We start from the raw sequence: 15,603 nt of genomic DNA on the forward strand, positions 1-15,603 counted from the left end.
CGGCGGTGGTGCTGCCGTGGGAGCAGGCACGCACCCCCACGTCAGGAGGCACTCCCGATGAACCGCCTTGCGCTCCTCGCCTCCTCGCTGCTGCTCACGACGCTCACCGGGTGCGCCACCCTCGGCCTGGAGCACCCGCCGACCGCCACCCCCGCCGAACCGACCGTCCAGGCCTCCACCAGCACGCCCGCCACGCCGGCCGCCCCGCGCGTCCTCAGCGACAGCCAGGCCCAGGCGGCCCTCATCACCGCCGAGGACCTCGGCGCGCCCTGGCTGCCCACCGGCGGCGCGGCGACCTGGCGGGACGGACTGCTGAAGGCGAGCACCCCCGTGCCCGAGTGCCAGAAGCTCCTGGACGCCCTCTACACCGACGAGCTGTTCGGCACCCCCGCCCGCGCGGTCGTCGGGCTGGACGACCCCGACGCCGCCGCCCAGCTGCGCTACCAGCTCACCGGCCGGAGCACTGCGGACATCGACCGCACGCTGGCCTGGCTGAGGGAACTGCCGCAGAAGTGCGCCCGGTTCACGGCCACCGCGGGGAAGGACACCGTGGAGGACGTCCAGGTGACCGACCTGCCGCTGCCGCAGGCGGGGGACGCGCGGCAGGGGCTGCGGGTGACGCTGACGCTCTGGGGCACCGCGGGCGACAACGCCGACGGGGAGCCGACCGCCCTCGCGCTGGACGTGGCCGCCGTCCGGGCGGGCGAGGACGGGTTCGCCCTGACCAACGGCGGCCTGGGCGACGTACCGAACGAGGCGACGCAGGCGGCCGTGCAGCTCGGGGTGCGGCGGCTGGCGGACGTCCGCGCGCAGGGGCGGGTCCAGGTCTGACGCCCGGCCGCTCAGTCGCGCTCGTCGAAACGGGTGCGGCGGCCGACCACCTCGCGGCCCTCGTCGAGGACCGTGCGGCCGTGCGCGAAGGCGTGCGCCCGCAGCCGGGCCAGCGCCTCGTCCGCGCCGACGCCGAGCTGCGCCATGACCATCCCGACGGCCTGGTGGACGACGTCGTGGTCGGTGGCGAGGGAGCTCAGCCAGGACTCCTCGCCGGGCGGGCGCAGCCCGTCGTCCTCCCCGAGCGGCAGGGCCGTCAGGGCCGCCGTCAGCACGTCCGCCACGAGCTGTGCCGTGCGCACTTCGTCCCCGGCCAGTTCACCGGGGACGTCACGGTAGAGGTCGAGGGTGCCCAGGCAGACCGTCCGGTCGCCGAGCGGCAGCGCGTAGACGGCGCGCACCCCGGCGGCCGCGGCCTGCTGGGCGAAGACCGGCCAGCGGACGGCGTCCCGGCCGCCGCGCAGATCGGAGGCGTACACGAGCGTGCCGGTCTCGGCGGCCCGCAGACAGGGCCCGTCCCCCAGGGTGGCCTGCATCTCCATCAGCTCCGCGGCCCGGGCGCTGCTCGCGCCCAGCGGCACGGGTATCCCCTCGCCGCACAGCGCCACGCTCGCCCCGCTCACCGGCAGCAGCCGTACCGCCACGGCGCACAGCCGCTCCGGCACGTCGCCCGGTTCGACGCCGCGCACCGCATCGGCCAGGACCGCCGCGATCCGCTCCCGCTCCCGGTCGGACACGGCGATCACCTCCGAAGTTGGGGCGGGCCGGTCGGTCGGCTCCCCCACGCGCGCCGGGTACCCACGACTCGTGGGCACGACTCCCGGCTGCGGCTCCCGGCTGCGGCTCCCGGCTGCGGCTCCCGGCTGCGGCTCCCGCGGGGCTTCTCGTACGGGTGACGTACCCGGAGCCGTCGTCACCGTGGGTGACGGTGCCGGACCGCGTGGACCTCCGTCAGAGCGGCGGCTGGGCCGGGGCCGGGCCCAGGGTGGTGGTGCCGGGGGCCGTGCGGTGCCCGAGGCCGGTGCGGTAGGCGTCCAGGGCGGCCTCCACCCGGCCCGTGCGGCGCAGCAGGTCCCCCAGCAGACGGCACAGGTCGGCGAGGTCACCGGCGGCGCCCGCCCGCTCCAGCAGGCTCAGCGCCCGGACGTAGTGCTCCTCGGCCGCCTCGGTGTCGCGGGCGTCCTCGGCGATGATGCCGAGCAGGCGGTGCGCGGCGGCCGAGTGGACGGCGCCGCGCTCGGAGGAGAGGTCGCCGAGGACGGCGTGGAGCAGGGCCGAGGCCTCCTGCGAGCGGCCCCGGCGGTGCAGGACGTCGGCCAGCTCGACGGCGACCTGGCTGCCGTAGAGCGCGGCGCCCTGGGCGGCGAGCATGTCCTGCGCCTGCTTCAGCTCCTGCTCCGCGCGTTCCAGTTCGCCGTTCTGGGCGTAGACGTATCCGCGCATCCAGTGGCAGTTGGCGAGTTCGGTGCGGAGCTGGAGCTGCCGGTAGAGATCGGCGGCCTTGGCGAGGGAGGCGTCGGCCTCGGCGAGCCGGCCCTCGGCGAGGAGGGTGCGGGCGACGGACCGGTGCATCCGGGCGACCAGCGCGGGGTCGGCGACCTGCGGCGCAAGGGCGAGGGCGAACTCGGCGGCCTGGGCGGCACGGGCCTGCGCGCCCATGTCCATGTAGGGGCCGATGACGGAGGCGTAGAGGAGGAGCAGCGCGTCGGGGTCGTGCAGTCCGCCCCGGTTGAGCTCGTCGAGGGTGGACTCCAGCAGGTAGACGGCGTAGCGGAGTTCACCGGCGAGGTAGTGGGCGACGGCGCGGCCGCGCAGGGCGGGGACCCGGGCCGGCAGCGGGGCGTCGGCGAGGCGTTCCTCGGCGCGCTCGAAGTACCGGCGGCCCTTCTCCAGGTCGCCGGTGGAGATCTCGCACTCGCCGAGTCCGAGCAGCGCGCCGGCCTGCTCCTCGGCGAGCCCGTGCTCCTCGGCCTCGGTGAGCAGGACGGCGTACTGGGCCGCGGCCTCCTGTGCCGCGCCGGTGGCGAGGGCCCGCTGGGCCTCGGTCAGGCGGAGCCGCAGATCGGTGACGAGGCGGGCGGAGCGCCCGGTGGCCAGCTCCTGGAAGTCCACGCCGAGCCGCTCGGCGATGTGCCGCAGCGCCTCGTCGGAGGGCCGCACCCGGCCGGCCTCCAGGGTGGACACGTAGGCGGGTGTGTACGTCGGCTCGGCCAACTGCCGCTGGGTCAGTCCGCGTTCGACACGCAACCGCTGCACGCGCCGTCCGATGACCTCCGGTTCGTCCCGTTCGCCCACGCCGTGTTCACCCCCAACTACCCATGAACCTCTTGCCGTTGGAGTGTCGCAGCCCCTAGGTTAAACGGCGAATTAAGCATGCTTAACACAAGAGTGTCATGAGTCGTAGTCCGCCGATGTTGTGAGGTTGCCGTGCCCGGACCCACATCCCCCCACCACGGACACCGTTACGCCAGGGCCCTCGCCGCCGCCGTCCTGGCCGCCGCCACCCTGATCACCGCGGCCAACGCGATCCCGGCCCGCGCCACGTCCACCCCGCCGACGGCCCAGCAACAGCCCGCGGACCGCTAGTGCCCGCAGTGCCGTGACGGGCCCGGCGGGCCCACCTCGGGCCTGGGCGCGCGGTCAGGCCCGGGGCGGTAGGTCAGGCGTGGAGCTGCAACTGCCGGAGCTGGCTCCGGACATGGTCCAGGGCGCCCTGGCGGCGGCCCGGGACGCGGGCGCGCAGGTCCGCCAGGGCGGGGCCGAGCTCGCGGGCGCGGGCCGTGTCCGCTATCCGTCCCCACTGGTGGTGCGCCCGGTCCACGGCCGCCTCGACGGCGGGCGCGTCGACCGCCTGCCCGGCGGCCAGCCGGGCGGCGGCGACCGCCATCCAGGTACGGCAGCTGCGCTCGGCGTCCCCCGCGAACATCGCGAGATCGGCCCGCACCTCGGCCCAGTGCAGCGCCTCCTGCGACCCCGGCCCGTGCGCGTCGGCGGACGCCTCCTGCCAGCGGGCGGCGAGCGCGTCGGCGTCGGCGTGGTTCCCGGCCCGGACAGCGTCGGAGATCGCGGCGTGCGGGTCACCCACCAGCCCGTCCGGCGTCCGGGGACGAGGCCGTTCAGGCCGGTCGGGGGTCCGGGGGGCGGCGCCTTGCGGAGGCACCGGGGCAGCGGCGCCCAGCACCAGGTCGCCCACCTCCCCGTCCCCCGCGATCCGCCCCAACGCCGCCTGGTGCAACTGCTCCACCGCCGGACGGCCCCCGCTGCGCAGGATCGTCGCGACCGCCTTCATGTACGTCGGCGCGGCCACCGTCCGCCGTCCCGGGGGCGGCGCCACCCTCCCGTACACCGCGACCGTCGGCCCGCACTCCAGCGCGTGACCGCGCAGCCATCCCCAGGCCTCCGCGTCGGCGTGCAGGTCGACCAGCACGGTCGTCGTCCCGGCCGGCCGCAGCCGCAGCTCCTCCCGGAACCAGTGCCAGGGGAACCCGGTGTAGCGGACGGTGGACGGCGTCGTACGGGCGAGCGCGAGGTGCGGCAGCCGCTGGCGCCGGTCGAGCTGGAGCTGGCCGGTGACGAACACGGTCAGCGGTCCGGCCGCCGCCGCGGCGGCCCGCAGCCGGGTCAGCACGGCCTGCGGCTCCAGCGGGTCGGCCAGTTCGACGACATTGGCGGTGTCGGTGCCGGCCAGCACGCCCGGCGGTACGGCCGCGAGCACCGGGAGGACGGACGCCGCGTCCACCAGACACCCCTTGCCCACGGGCGACGCCGCCAGCAGCAGCACGGTTCCGGGCATGGTCCCTCCCCCTGTCGATCAGTACCTCAGCACGGTAACCGCTGCTGTTGCAAAGGTCTGCCTCAGTCCCGCAAACGTCCCCCTACGGGGCTCGGGGACCGTCCTGGCCGCCGGGGACCGTCCTGGCCGCCGGGGGCCGTCCGCCGTACCGCGAAGATCGTCGTGTCGTCGGCGAGCCGGCCCCGGCAGTGCCGCAGGGTGCCCTCGCGGAGAAAGGTCACCAGCCGTTCGGGCGGGCCGTCCGCGGGTCGCGCAGGGCCGCCCGGCTCACCTCACCCGGACCGAGGAGGCGAGCACCGACAGCACCCCGCCGACCAGGACGAGCACGAAGTCGGCCGGGCCCTCCCGGTACTCGACGGGCCAGGCGGCGTCGCTGGTGACGTGGACGACGAGGGAGAGGACCACGAACAGGGCCGTCGTCCACACCCCGCACAGCGCGGCGGCGATCGCGGAGACGAACACGCACCACGACACGATCCGGAACTCGCCGGTGGAGTGGTAGTCGGCGAAGCTGATGGCGACCAGCACCGCCAGCGGCACCAGCCAGGTGACACTGCGGCCCCGGACCTGCAGCAGCTGATGACGTTGCAGGACGTCCCGGCGCCGGGCCTGCGCGGGGCGGGTGTCCCGCTCCATGTGGTCAGCGAAACACGCGGCGCGGCGCCCCGCATCCGGGAACCCGGGGCATCCCACTTGCCACCGCCCGCGCCCGGGTGTGCCCTGGAAGGCGGGGGCGAGGAGAGAGAGGAGCGCTCTCATGGCTCATGCGGCACCCGCGGTGCGGACCCCGGCGAGGCCGGCCCGCACACCGGACATCTTCAGCGCACGGACCCACCGGATCGCGCGGTGGGCGGTCCCGGTCGGCACGGGACTCGTCTACGGCTACTGGGTGGCGGCCAACAACCGTTCCGGTGGCCCGGTCACCGGCTGGAACGTCCTGCTCGGCTTCGTGAGCACGATCGTGTTCGCGGCCCTGTGGATGGGCGTGGCGGCCCTGGCGCCGCACATGATGCGCGAACTGCACGCCGTGCTGTGGGCGGTGTTCGCGGGCTGTGCGTTCGGGTTCCTTTACGCCAACACCGGTACGAGCATCCTGCGTTCGGTGTGGATGGGGCTGGTGATCGGCGCGATCACGTTCGCCGTGCTGTTCTACCGCTTCTACACGCACGAGGACGCGGCGGGACACCGCATCCGATAGACAGCCCCCGTGGCCGGCCGCGACAGCCGGCCGGAACCGGCGACCACATGGGCCCCGGCGGTTCGCGCCGGGGCCCATGCGTTTCCCTCATCCCTCCACTCACCGGCCGACCGGGATCCACTCCCAGCCACCCGACGAGGTTCCTGACGTCCCGGAGGCGCTGAAGCTCCAGGAGCCCGAGAAGCTGAACGAACCCGAGCCCGAGACGCTGAACGAGCTGTTGGTGAAGGGGTCGTTCCAGTTGGTCCAGTCACCGTTCTTCCACTGCGGGCACGGGTCGGCGCAGTCCGGGACCCGTCCGCCGCGGACGTCGACGAAGGCGGCGCTGGCCCAGCCCTGGGTGTCGTAGAGCCAGTACCAGTAGGGGTTGCCGTCGACGCTCTGTCCCCGGACCCGGCACTGGACGAGGTCGTGGGTGCCGGGCGCGAGCGCGGCGACGACGGCGGAGTGGGTGGTGGGCTGCTGTCGCACGTTCAGGTCGGTGCGGGAGACGACGGTGCCCACGAGGGGTCCGTCGCCGCCGCCGGTCGGCGGGGCTGCCGCCGCGGAGGTGCCCGCCGCGGTCGCGGCGAGGGTGCCACCGGTGAGCAGGGCCGCGGCCAGAGTCCGCAGGGCCGGAGTGGTGCGCATGATCGGCCTCCTTCTCCCCAGAACCAGGAAACACCCGTTCGGGTGAACCCTCCACCGGAGGCCCCACGCGCCCCGGGAATCCCGGCAGTCCCAGGGGCACCCGTACGGCGCAGGCCCGCTGGCGGCGGCCGCGTACCGCCCGTTGCCTGGAAGGGTGTCCCGAAGCCTGCGGACCGCCCTCTCGGCCGTCCTGATCGCGCTGTCCTGCCTGCTCGTGCCGCTCGGCGCGCTCGCGGCCTGGGCGGCGTACGGCCTCACCGACACCCGCAGCTATGTCACCGCGATGGCGCCGCTGGCCTCCGACCCCGACGTGCGGGACGCCGTCGCGGACACGGTGGGCGACGGGGTGGCGCGCGAGTCGGGGATGAGCCCGCTGTTCCTGCGCGACGCGGTGCGCTCGTTCACCGCGACCCACGCCTACCGCACCGCGTGGGACGCGGGCAACGAGGCCGCGCACACGGCCGTGATGCGGGCGCTCACCGACGACCGCCCCGGCCCGGACGACGCCCCGGTCACGGTGGACCTGGCGGCGGTCACCACCCCGCTGAAGCACCAGATGACCCTCGACCACGTGCCGTTCGCGGAGCGCATCCCGATCGAGCACACCCGGGTGGCGCTGCTGCCGCCCGACGATCTGGCCACTCTCCGGAAGGGCTACCACGTGCTCGATGTCGCCGGTTTCTGGCTGCCGTTCGCGGCGGTCGTCCTCGCGACGGGCGGTATCGCCGTCGCCGCCTGCCGTCGCCGCGCGATCACCGCGACGGCCCTCGGCACCGCCCTCGGCGGCGCGTTCCTCGGCCTCGCCGTCGCGATCGGCCGCCGGCTCACCCTCGCCGATCTGCCCGACGAGGCCCACCGCCCGGCCGCCGCCGCGGTCTACGACGCCCTGACGACCACGCTGCGCAGCGCCGCCTGGCTGCTGCTCGCGCTGGGGCTGACGGTGGCCGGGGCGACCTGGCTCACCGGCCATCTGCGGGCGGTCCGGCTGCTGCGACTGCGGCGAGCGTCCGCAGCGCCCGCCGCAGCTCCGCCTCCGGAGCCGACGCGAGCCCGAGCCTGACCGCGTCCGGGGTGCGACGCGGGTCGACGGCGAAGGCGGTGCCCGGGGTGACGGCGATGCCGTGCGCCGCCGCGGCTGCCGTGAAGGTGTCCGCCCGCCAGGGCGCGGGCAGCTCCCACCAGGCGAAGTAGGCGCGCGGATCGGTCCGCACGCGGAACCCGCCGGGGCCGAGCGCCTCGGCGAGCAGTGCCTGGCGCCGTGCCGCGTCCGTCCGCTTGTCCTCGACGAGGCGCTCCACGATCCCCTCCTCCACCCACCGCACGGCCGCCTCCACCGCGAACCGGCCGGCGCTCCACCCACCGGAGCGCACCGCCGCCCCCACGGCCATCCCTTCGACCGCACGATGTGGGCCCCGCAGATCGAGGCGTTCTCGGCCGGACGCCGGGTGATCGCCCCCGATCTGCGCGGCTACGGGGCCTCCCCGGTCGTCCCCGGCGTCACCCCGCTCTCCGACCACGCCCGGGACATCGCGTCCCTCCTGGACGGTCTGGAGGTGACGGAGTTCGTCCTGGCGGGTCTGTCGATGGGCGGCCAGATCGCCCTGGAATGCTGCGCGCGCTTCCCCGACCGGGTCCGGGGCCTGGTCCTCGCCGACACGTTCGCCGCCCCCGAGACACCGGCGGGCAGGATCACCCGCGCCGAGACGGCCGACCGGCTGCTGGCGGAGGGGATGCGCGGGTACGCCGACGAGGTCCTGGAGGGGATGGTCGCTCCGTACGCCGCTCCCGCCGTCAAGACCCACGTCCACCGGATGATGACGGCCACCTCTCCCGAGGGCGCGGCGGCCGCGCTGCGCGGCCGGGCCGAACGCCCCGACTACCGTCCCGTGCTGCCACGGGTCACGGTCCCGGCGCTGGTCGTGGTCGGCGCCGACGACACCTACACCCCGGTGGCGGACGCCCAGGCCCTGCACGCGGCCCTGCCCGACTCCGCCCTGACCGTGGTCGAGGGCGCCGCCCATCTGCCGAACCTGGAGCGACCGCGGGAGTTCAACACCGCCCTCGCGGACCTCCTGGCGCGGGTCGACGGGGCGTGAAATGCCTCGCCGGGGCAGCTGCACGCCGGTTAGCGTGCCGCCCATGGACACCACGCGGAAGACGACCACGACCACCACCCTCTGGCGCCCCACCGGCCCCGAGGAGCTGGCGCTCGTGGAGGCCTCCGGGTGGACCGCGTGGCCGCCCCGCCTGCCCGAGCAGCCGATCTTCTACCCGGTGCTCAACGAGGACTACGCGGTGCGGATCGCCCGGGACTGGAACGTGCCCGCCTCCGGCGTCGGCTACGTCACCCGATTCGAGGTCGACACGGAGTTCCTGCGGCGCTACCCGGTGCGCCGGGCCGGCGGAGAGACCATCCTGGAACTGTGGGTGCCGGCGGAGGAACTCGCGGAGTTCAACGCGCACATCGTCGGGCGCATCGAGGTCGTCCGGGAGTTCCGCTGAGCCGGTCGCCGTCGCCCTGACCGGCCCGGGTGGCGGGTGCCCATAATGGGGCTCATGTCCCGCGAGTTCCCCATCGGCCTCACGCCCCCCGACTGGCTGGTGCGGAACCTTCGGCCCCAGCAGTCCCCCGTCAACCGGGCCGCCGTCGCCCGCGCCGCCGTCGCGATGACCCTGCCCCTGGTGATCGGCATGGCGGCCGGACAGCCCGCCTACGGGGCGCTCGTCTCCATGGGCGCCCTGTCGGGGGTCATCGGCGACACCGCCGACGCCTACCGCATGCGGATCCTCAACATCGCGATCCCGCAGATGTTCGGGGCCGTCGGCATCACGCTCGGGTCGGCCGTCTACGGCCAGGGCTGGCTCGCGGTCGTCACCGTCACCGCCGTGGCGCTGGTCTCCGGGATGATCTCGACCATCGGGGCGGTGGCGTCCGTGTCCGGGCTGCTGCTGCTCCTCAACTGCGTCGTCGGGGCGGGGCTGCCGATGCCCGGCGCGTGGTGGCTGGCACCGCTGCTGATGAGCGGCGGCGGGCTGCTCGTCCTGCTCCTCGCGCTGCTGGCCTGGCCACTGCGCTCGGGGGTGCCGGAACGCTCCGCCGTCGCGGCCACCTACCGCACGGTCGCCGATCTGCTGGCCGCCTGCGGCAGCCGGGTCCCGGGCGCGTACGAGGACGCCCGCCACACCGTCACCCAGTCGCTGAACCAGTCGTACGACCTCGTCCTCGCCCGGCGGGCGCGCCACCACGGCCGCAGCCCCGAACTGGCCCGCCTGCTGGCCCAGTTGAACGCCATCACCCCGGTGGTGGAGGCGGCCCCGGCGGCCCATCTGCACGGCCGGCCGCTGCCGCCGGAGGTCCCGGAGGCCGTGCACCACCTGGCACGGGCGATCGAGACCGGCTTCACCGGCCCCCTGGCCCTCGCCCTCCCCGCCCCCGCCTCGGAGACCGGACGCGCCGTCGACCACGCCCTGCGGCACGCCGCCGCCGTGGTGACCGCGCCCGACTTCGACCCCCGCGGCCCCGAGGACGACCGGCTCGGCCGCCCGGCCCGGCTCGGCACCCGAGCCGCGCGGGCCGCCCGCAACGTGGCCCTGTCCGCCGCCTCCTGGCGGTACGGGCTGCGGCTGGCCCTGTGCATCGGCCTCGCCCAGGTGCTGGTGTCGACCGTCCCGGTCGCCCGCTCCTACTGGGTGGCCCTGACCATCACCTTCGTCCTCAAGCCCGACTTCGGCTCGGTGTTCTCCCGGGCGCTGCTGCGCGCGCTCGGCACGGTCGTCGGCCTGGTGGTCGCGGCGGCGGTGCTCTCCCAGGTGCCGCGCGGGTGGTGGGACGTACCGGTAATGCTGGTCCTCGCGCCGCTCATCCCCGCCCTCACCCCGCGCGGCTACGGCTATCAGACGGCGGCGATCACCCCGGTGATCCTGCTCCTGTCGGACATCCTCAACCACCAGGGGACGGGTCTGCTGCTGCCCCGGCTGGTGGACTCCCTGATCGGCTGCGGCATCGCGCTCGTGGCCGGCTATCTGCTCTGGCCGGAGAGCTGGCACACCCGGGTCGGGGACAGACTGGCCGACGCGGTCGCCGACACCGCCCGCTACGTCGAGGCGGCCTTCGGACCGGACGTCGACCCGGCGGCCCGCGCCCGGATGCGCCGCCGGCTGTACCGCGATCTGTCCGTGGTCCGTACGGAGTTCCAGCGGGCGCTGACCGAGCCGCCGCCGACCGGCAGCCGGGCCGCGGCCTGGTGGCCGCTGGTCGTCGCGGTGGAACGGATCGTGGACGCGACGACGGCGGCCCGGGTCCGTGTGAAACACGGAGCCGAACCGCCGTCGGGGCCGGAACTCGCGCAGGTCACGCTCCAGCTGCGGGAACTCGCCGAGGGTCTGCGCGACACCGAGGTCCTCTATCCCGTCCGCACGGACCTCACGGGCGCGTCCGGCAGCGTTCTGGAGCCGTTGCGCCAGGAGGTGGCGGCGGCGCGGGCGATCGCCTCCCCGTCGGGCTGATCAGGCGCCGATGTCGCAGCCGTCGGCGCGCCACACCGCCACGACCGCCGGACGGACGATCTTCCCGGGCCCGTCGGGCCAGGTGCTGGCCGGCTTCTCGACCGACGCCCCGTCGATCTCCCCCGGATGCTGTACGGCGACCAGGACGCGCCGGTCCTGGATGACGGGACCGCAGGTCTCCGCACCGGTCGGCACCGTCAGGAACTGCTTCAGCTCACCGCGCCGCGCGCCGCGCGTGGCCACGCCGAAGAGGCCGTCGTGGGAGCCGAGCTGGTTGCCGTCGGTGGAGATCCACAGGTTGCCGTGCGGGTCGAAGGCCACGTTGTCCGGGCAGGAGATCGGGCTGACGTCGTCCTTGGGGAACCCGGCGAAGTAGGTCGCGGGGTCGTCCGGGTCACCGGCGACGAGGAAGAGCGACCAGGCGAAGGCGGTGCTCTCGGGCCGGTTCCGGCGCTCGGTCAGCTCCAGGATGTGCCCGTGCTTGTTGGCGTTGCGCGGGTTGGCCTCGTCGGCCTTGGCGTTCGCGCCGACACCGCGGTTGGAGTTGTTGGTGAGCGCGACGTACACCTTGCCGGAGACCGGCGAGGGCTGGATGTCCTCGGGCCGGTCCATCTTGGTCGCGCCGACCTTGTCGCCCGCGAGCCGCGTGAAGACGAAGACCTCCTCGGCGCTCATCCCCTCGACGTGCGAGACGGCGCCCTTCGCGGTGGCGGTGGCCAGCGGGATCCACTCACCGCTGCCGTCGAACTCGCCGTCGGCCGGCAGCTTGCCCGTGCCGTCGATCTCCAGGGCCGGGGAGTCGCCGGTGAGCCGGGCGACGTACAGCGTGCCCTCGTCGAGCAGCGACAGGTTGTGCTCGCGCACGGCCCGGCTCGCCCCCTTCTTCATCCGCTTGCTGCCGACGAACTTGTAGAAGTAGTCGAAGCGCTCGTCGTCACCGGAGTAGACGACCGGCCGGCCGTCCTCGGTGAGCCGCACGGTCGCGGCCTCGTGCTTGAACCGGCCGAGCGCGGTGTGCTTGCGAGGCGTGGAGGTCGGGTCGTACGGATCGAACTCGACGACGTACCCGAACCGGTGCACCTCGTTCGGCTCCTGGGCGACGTCGAACCGCTTGTCGAACCGTTCCCACTTGCGCTCGGTGGCGCCGGTGCCGATGCCGTAGCGCTTGTCGGTGGGGCGGGAGGAGTGGGCGAAGTACTGGTTGAAGTTCTCCTCGCCGTGCAGGGTCGTGCCCCACGGGGTGGTGCCGCCGGAGCAGTTGTTGAGGGTGCCGAGGACCTTGGTGCCGGTGGGGTCGACGGACGTCTTCAGCAGGTCCGACCCGGCGGCGGGCCCGGTGAGCCGGAACTCGGTCGTGGCGGTCACCCGCCGGTTGAGGGGATGCCGGGGTACGGCGGTCAGCGCGCCGGTCCTGCGGTCCTCCTCCACGACGACGGCGGCGAGGCCGTGCGCGGCCCAGGCGACCTCCACCTGCTGCCGGGTGGGGTTGGCGGCGTCGTAGCCGCGGAACATGAGCACTTCGTCGGTGTACTCGTGGTTGGCGACGAGGAGCTGCCGGCGGTGCTCGCCCGGGAGGGGCAGCAGCGCCAGGAAGTCGTTGTTGTAGCCGAACTGCCCGGCCTGCGCGGCCGCCGTCTGGTTCTCCGGGTCGAAGGCGGGCGCACCGCGCAGGATGGGCTCGCCCCATCGGACGACGACGTTCTGCCGGTAGCCGTCCGGGACGGTGACGGTGTCCGCGGTGTTCGGCGGCACGGGGGTGAAGCGCAGGCCGCGGGCGCCGGTGGCCGGCTTCCTCCGCCCGGTGGCGGGCGCGGGCGCGGCGGCGGCGGCGGGCAGCGCACCGGCCGCTCCCGCGGTGGCGGCGACGGTCACGACGGCGGCGGCGCGCATCATGCCGCGGCGGCTCAGGGCCCGGGTGATGACGTCACCGACGTACTCGTTGCCGCTGGTGTTGGGCACCTCGTGGAAACAGGCGTCACCGCAGCGGAAACGGCAGGTCATGGCGGAGCGTCCGCCGGGGTGGGACTGGGACGGCGTTCCGATCAACGGCAGCAGCTTGCGCACCTTTACTCTCCCCTTGCGTTCCCTTGGTGTGAGCGTGACGGTAGGGGGGCGTCCGTGCGCAGGCGCGGCGACCGGGTGAACGGAGAGTGAATCCCCGGTAGCGACAGGGAAGTTGGGGCGGGGAGCGGGTTCGAGGGCGGGACGGGGGAGGGGACGGGGTGCGGGATGGCCGGGAGGCGGTGTTGACACGCCTCGCTTCCCCTCACTCACCCCTGCCCAAGATCGCCGCTATGGGCCGCTAACCTTACGTGTCCGTCCTGGCCAGGGATTGACGGGCTTCAACTCACGCGAAGGGTTGCGCGCATGGGCATTCTCACTCGCCTTCGGAACGCATTCGGCCGCTCACGCAAGGAGCGCACCGCCGAGGCGGAGGGTGCGGAACAGGTTCCCTCGCAGGAACCGGCTTCTTCGCGAGAGGAGCGGCAGAACGGCGAACCGGCGCCCACGACGGCCCCGACCGCCGTGATCCCCGAGCCCCGCCCGGCAACGGACCCGGAACACGACCTGGTCGCGGCGGCCTTCGACAACGTCTCGGTCCCGAAGCCGACCCGCTCCACGGAGACGGACAGCGACCAGCGGGACGAAACGCCGACCCGTGAGCCGGCGGCTGCGGCGGAGCCGGTGGGGCCGGTGGGGCCGGTGGGTGAGGCTGAAGCTGAGCCGGCGGCTGCGGCTGAGGCCGAGCCTGCGGCGGAGCCGGTGGCTGAGGCTGCCGACGAGGCTGCGGCGGAGCCGGTGACCGAGGCTGAGGTGGAAACCGAAGCCGAGCCGGTCGCCGAGACCGAGGCGGAGCCGCAGACCGAGGCGGAGCCGGTCGCCGAGACCGAGGCGGAGCCGGTTACCGAAGCCGAGCCGGTCGGTGAGGCTGCGGCTGAGCCGGTTACCGAAGCCGAGCCGGTCGGTGAGGCTGCGGCTGAGCCGGTTACCGAAGCGGAGCCGGTCGCAGAGACCGAGGCGGAGCCGGTTACCGAAGCGGAGCCGGTCGCAGAGACCACGGCGGAGCCGCAGACCGAGGCCGAACCGACCGGTGCGGCTGCGGCGGAACCGGAAGCTGAGGCTGAGCCGGTCGCAGAGACCGAGGCGGAGCCGGTGGCTGAGGCTGCCGACGAGGCTGCGGCGGAGCCGGTGACCGAGGCTGAGGTGGAAACCGAGGCTGAGGTGGAAACCGAAGCCGAGCCGGTCGCCGAGACCGCGGCGGAGCCGACCGTTGAGGCTGCGGTTGCGGCTGAGGCCCCGGAGGCGTCCGCCGAAGCGGTGGAGAAGCCGGCGGCCGAGCAGACTGCCGCGGAGGAGCCGCACGCCGAGGACGAGTCCGAGGCTGCTGAAGCGGCAGAGGTGGACCAGGAGCCGGTGGCCGAAACGGCCGTGGAGTCGGCGTCCACCGAGACCCCTGCGGCGACCGAGGAGGCCCCGGAGACGGAGTCGACGACCGAGGCCCCCACGGCTACCGCGGAGGAGCCCCAGGCCGAGGCCGACGTCGACGCCGCGCCCGAGGCGGAGCCGGAAGCCACCGCGGAGGAGCCCCAGGCCGAGGCCGACGCCCCGGCAGCGGAAACCCTCCCCACCGAACCGGACACCCAGGCCGAGGCCGCCGCCGCCCCCGAGGCGGAGCCGGAAGCCACCGCCGAGGAGCCCCAGGCCGAGGTCGCCGCCGACCCCGCGCCCGAGACGGAACCCGCCGTCACCGTGGCGGAGCCGGAAGCGACCGCCGAGGTCCGCCCCGTGCCCGAGGCGACCCCCGTCGCCGCCGCCACCACCGAGACGGAGCCCGAGGCGACCCCCGTCCTCGACGCCGAGCCCGACGGAGACGCCGGCCGCGCCGAGCCCGAGGCCGCTTCCGTCACGTCCGTCGACGCGCCCCTCGCCCACGACGCCGCCGCTCTCGCGCTGGCGAAGGCCGGGCTCACCACCGCACGTGCGCGGGTCTACCTCGTTCTCGACCGTTCCGCCAGCATGCGCCCGTACTACAAGGACGGCTCGGCCCAGGCGCTGGCCGACCAGACGCTCGCGCTCGCCGCCCACCTCACCCCCGAGGCGCCCTCGGTCCACGTCGTGTTCTTCTCCACCGAGGTCGACGGCACCACCGATCTCACCCCCGCCTCCCCCGAGAACGCGATCGACGAGGCGCACGCGGGCCTCGGCCGCATGGGCCGTACCAGCTACCACGCCGCCGTGGCGGCCGTACTCGCCCACTACGACGAGCAGGCCACCCCCGGCAGCCCCGCCCTGGTCGTCTTCCAGACCGACGGCGCCCCGGACGCGAAGACCCCGGCCACCCAGTCCCTCACCGACGCCGCGAAGAGCCACCCCGCCGTGTTCTTCTCCTTCGTCGCCTTCGGTGATCACGACAACAAGGCCTTCGACTACCTCCGCAAGCTGAAGACCGACAACACGGCCTTCTTCCACGCGGGCCCGACCCCCCTGGAGCTCACCGACGCGGAGCTCTACGACGGCGTCCTCATCGACTGGCGCCCGTAAGCACCGCACCGGGACCGCACCGGGACCGCACACCCCGTATGCCGCCCGCTTCTCACCCCGTAAAACGGGAAGCGGGCGGCATACACATGTCGGATACGATTTC

General features: G+C 74.4%; 14 protein-coding genes and 1 pseudogene. 8 read left to right on the plus strand and 7 right to left on the minus strand.

Annotated features, from left to right (window positions below; genetic code table 11):
• Positions 1-57 precede the first annotated feature (57 nt).
• On the plus strand, positions 58-831 hold the full coding sequence (locus U5640_RS22315) for a hypothetical protein (RefSeq protein WP_340377536.1): 774 nt from the start codon (positions 58-60) through the stop codon (positions 829-831).
• An 11-nt stretch (positions 832-842) separates the two neighbouring features.
• Here U5640_RS22315 and U5640_RS22320 read toward each other — a convergent pair whose 3' ends face one another.
• Together U5640_RS22320 and U5640_RS22325 are read right to left on the minus strand one after the other, a co-directional pair.
• Positions 843-1,574 carry a GAF and ANTAR domain-containing protein gene (locus U5640_RS22320; protein WP_340385257.1) on the minus strand — a complete coding sequence of 244 codons (732 nt, stop codon included), beginning with the start codon at positions 1,572-1,574 and terminating at the stop codon, positions 843-845.
• A 208-nt stretch (positions 1,575-1,782) separates the two neighbouring features.
• Entirely contained in the window at positions 1,783-3,126 is a 1,344-nt protein-coding gene (locus U5640_RS22325; protein ID WP_340377537.1) for a helix-turn-helix domain-containing protein, read from the minus strand.
• A 132-nt stretch (positions 3,127-3,258) separates the two neighbouring features.
• Between U5640_RS22325 and U5640_RS22330 the strand changes: the two genes are divergently transcribed.
• A complete protein-coding gene (locus tag U5640_RS22330) occupies positions 3,259-3,417 on the plus strand; it encodes a hypothetical protein (RefSeq protein ID WP_340377538.1) in 159 nt (52 codons plus the stop codon).
• 73 nt (positions 3,418-3,490) lie between these two features.
• On the opposite strand, the gene U5640_RS22335 is transcribed toward U5640_RS22330, so the two are convergent.
• Together U5640_RS22335 and U5640_RS22340 are read right to left on the minus strand one after the other, a co-directional pair.
• The gene (locus tag U5640_RS22335) at positions 3,491-4,624 is read right to left on the minus strand and encodes a hypothetical protein (RefSeq protein ID WP_340377539.1); all 1,134 of its coding nucleotides are present in this window, start codon (positions 4,622-4,624) and stop codon (positions 3,491-3,493) included.
• 267 nt (positions 4,625-4,891) lie between these two features.
• Positions 4,892-5,260, minus strand: coding sequence for a hypothetical protein (locus U5640_RS22340; protein WP_340377540.1), 369 nt, complete (start codon positions 5,258-5,260; stop codon positions 4,892-4,894).
• Positions 5,261-5,381: 121 nt separating this feature from the next.
• Here U5640_RS22340 and U5640_RS22345 point away from each other — a divergent pair, with 121 nt between their 5' ends.
• On the plus strand, positions 5,382-5,822 hold the full coding sequence (locus tag U5640_RS22345) for a hypothetical protein (protein ID WP_340377541.1): 441 nt from the start codon (positions 5,382-5,384) through the stop codon (positions 5,820-5,822).
• Positions 5,823-5,921: 99 nt separating this feature from the next.
• Here U5640_RS22345 and U5640_RS22350 read toward each other — a convergent pair whose 3' ends face one another.
• Positions 5,922-6,452 (minus strand): SH3 domain-containing protein, encoded by a 531-nt coding sequence (locus U5640_RS22350; protein WP_340377542.1) that lies wholly within the window; start codon positions 6,450-6,452, stop codon positions 5,922-5,924.
• 154 nt (positions 6,453-6,606) lie between these two features.
• Between U5640_RS22350 and U5640_RS22355 the strand changes: the two genes are divergently transcribed.
• Positions 6,607-7,512, plus strand: a complete 906-nt coding sequence (locus U5640_RS22355; RefSeq protein WP_340377543.1) for a hypothetical protein — start codon at positions 6,607-6,609, stop codon at positions 7,510-7,512.
• Here U5640_RS22355 and U5640_RS22360 read toward each other — a convergent pair.
• Positions 7,412-7,837: pseudogene (locus tag U5640_RS22360) on the minus strand (aminotransferase class I/II-fold pyridoxal phosphate-dependent enzyme); the annotation flags it as partial. The gene U5640_RS22355 and the pseudogene U5640_RS22360 overlap by 101 nt on opposite strands.
• 18 nt (positions 7,838-7,855) lie before the next feature.
• Here U5640_RS22360 and U5640_RS22365 point away from each other — a divergent pair.
• The 3 genes from U5640_RS22365 to U5640_RS22375 are packed head-to-tail and all read left to right on the plus strand — an operon-like array spanning position 7,856 to position 10,958.
• Complete coding sequence (locus U5640_RS22365; RefSeq protein WP_340377544.1) at positions 7,856-8,548, plus strand: alpha/beta hydrolase; 693 nt, start codon at positions 7,856-7,858, stop codon at positions 8,546-8,548.
• Positions 8,549-8,591: 43 nt separating this feature from the next.
• Positions 8,592-8,954 carry a hypothetical protein gene (locus U5640_RS22370; RefSeq protein ID WP_340377545.1) on the plus strand — a complete coding sequence of 121 codons (363 nt, stop codon included), beginning with the start codon at positions 8,592-8,594 and terminating at the stop codon, positions 8,952-8,954.
• A 54-nt stretch (positions 8,955-9,008) separates the two neighbouring features.
• The gene (locus U5640_RS22375; RefSeq protein ID WP_340377546.1) at positions 9,009-10,958 is read left to right on the plus strand and encodes an FUSC family protein; all 1,950 of its coding nucleotides are present in this window, start codon (positions 9,009-9,011) and stop codon (positions 10,956-10,958) included.
• On the opposite strand, the gene U5640_RS22380 is transcribed toward U5640_RS22375, so the two are convergent.
• The gene (locus U5640_RS22380) at positions 10,959-13,022 is read right to left on the minus strand and encodes a PhoX family protein (RefSeq protein WP_340377547.1); all 2,064 of its coding nucleotides are present in this window, start codon (positions 13,020-13,022) and stop codon (positions 10,959-10,961) included. It lies immediately after the preceding gene.
• A gap of 303 nt (positions 13,023-13,325) precedes the next feature.
• Between U5640_RS22380 and U5640_RS22385 the strand changes: the two genes are divergently transcribed.
• A complete protein-coding gene (locus U5640_RS22385) occupies positions 13,326-15,500 on the plus strand; it encodes a VWA domain-containing protein (protein ID WP_340377548.1) in 2,175 nt (724 codons plus the stop codon).
• Positions 15,501-15,603 lie beyond the last annotated feature (103 nt).

The sequence above is a fragment of the Streptomyces sp. SS7 genome (genome assembly GCF_037993025.1).
Classification (GTDB): Bacteria; Actinomycetota; Actinomycetes; order Streptomycetales; family Streptomycetaceae; genus Streptomyces.

Bases quoted from the DNA above. Each gene is read 5' to 3' on its own strand.
- U5640_RS22385 (WP_340377548.1), top strand. From the start codon at position 13,326: ATGGGCATTCTCACTCGCCTTCGGAACGCATTCGGCCGCTCACGCAAG.
- U5640_RS22340 (WP_340377540.1), bottom strand. From the start codon at position 5,260: ATGGAGCGGGACACCCGCCCCGCGCAGGCCCGGCGCCGGGACGTCCTG.
- U5640_RS22345 (WP_340377541.1), top strand. From the start codon at position 5,382: ATGGCTCATGCGGCACCCGCGGTGCGGACCCCGGCGAGGCCGGCCCGC.
- U5640_RS22370 (WP_340377545.1), top strand. From the start codon at position 8,592: ATGGACACCACGCGGAAGACGACCACGACCACCACCCTCTGGCGCCCC.
- U5640_RS22365 (WP_340377544.1), top strand. From the start codon at position 7,856: ATGTGGGCCCCGCAGATCGAGGCGTTCTCGGCCGGACGCCGGGTGATC.
- U5640_RS22350 (WP_340377542.1), bottom strand. From the start codon at position 6,452: ATGCGCACCACTCCGGCCCTGCGGACTCTGGCCGCGGCCCTGCTCACC.
- U5640_RS22375 (WP_340377546.1), top strand. From the start codon at position 9,009: ATGTCCCGCGAGTTCCCCATCGGCCTCACGCCCCCCGACTGGCTGGTG.
- U5640_RS22335 (WP_340377539.1), bottom strand. From the start codon at position 4,624: ATGCCCGGAACCGTGCTGCTGCTGGCGGCGTCGCCCGTGGGCAAGGGG.
- U5640_RS22315 (WP_340377536.1), top strand. From the start codon at position 58: ATGAACCGCCTTGCGCTCCTCGCCTCCTCGCTGCTGCTCACGACGCTC.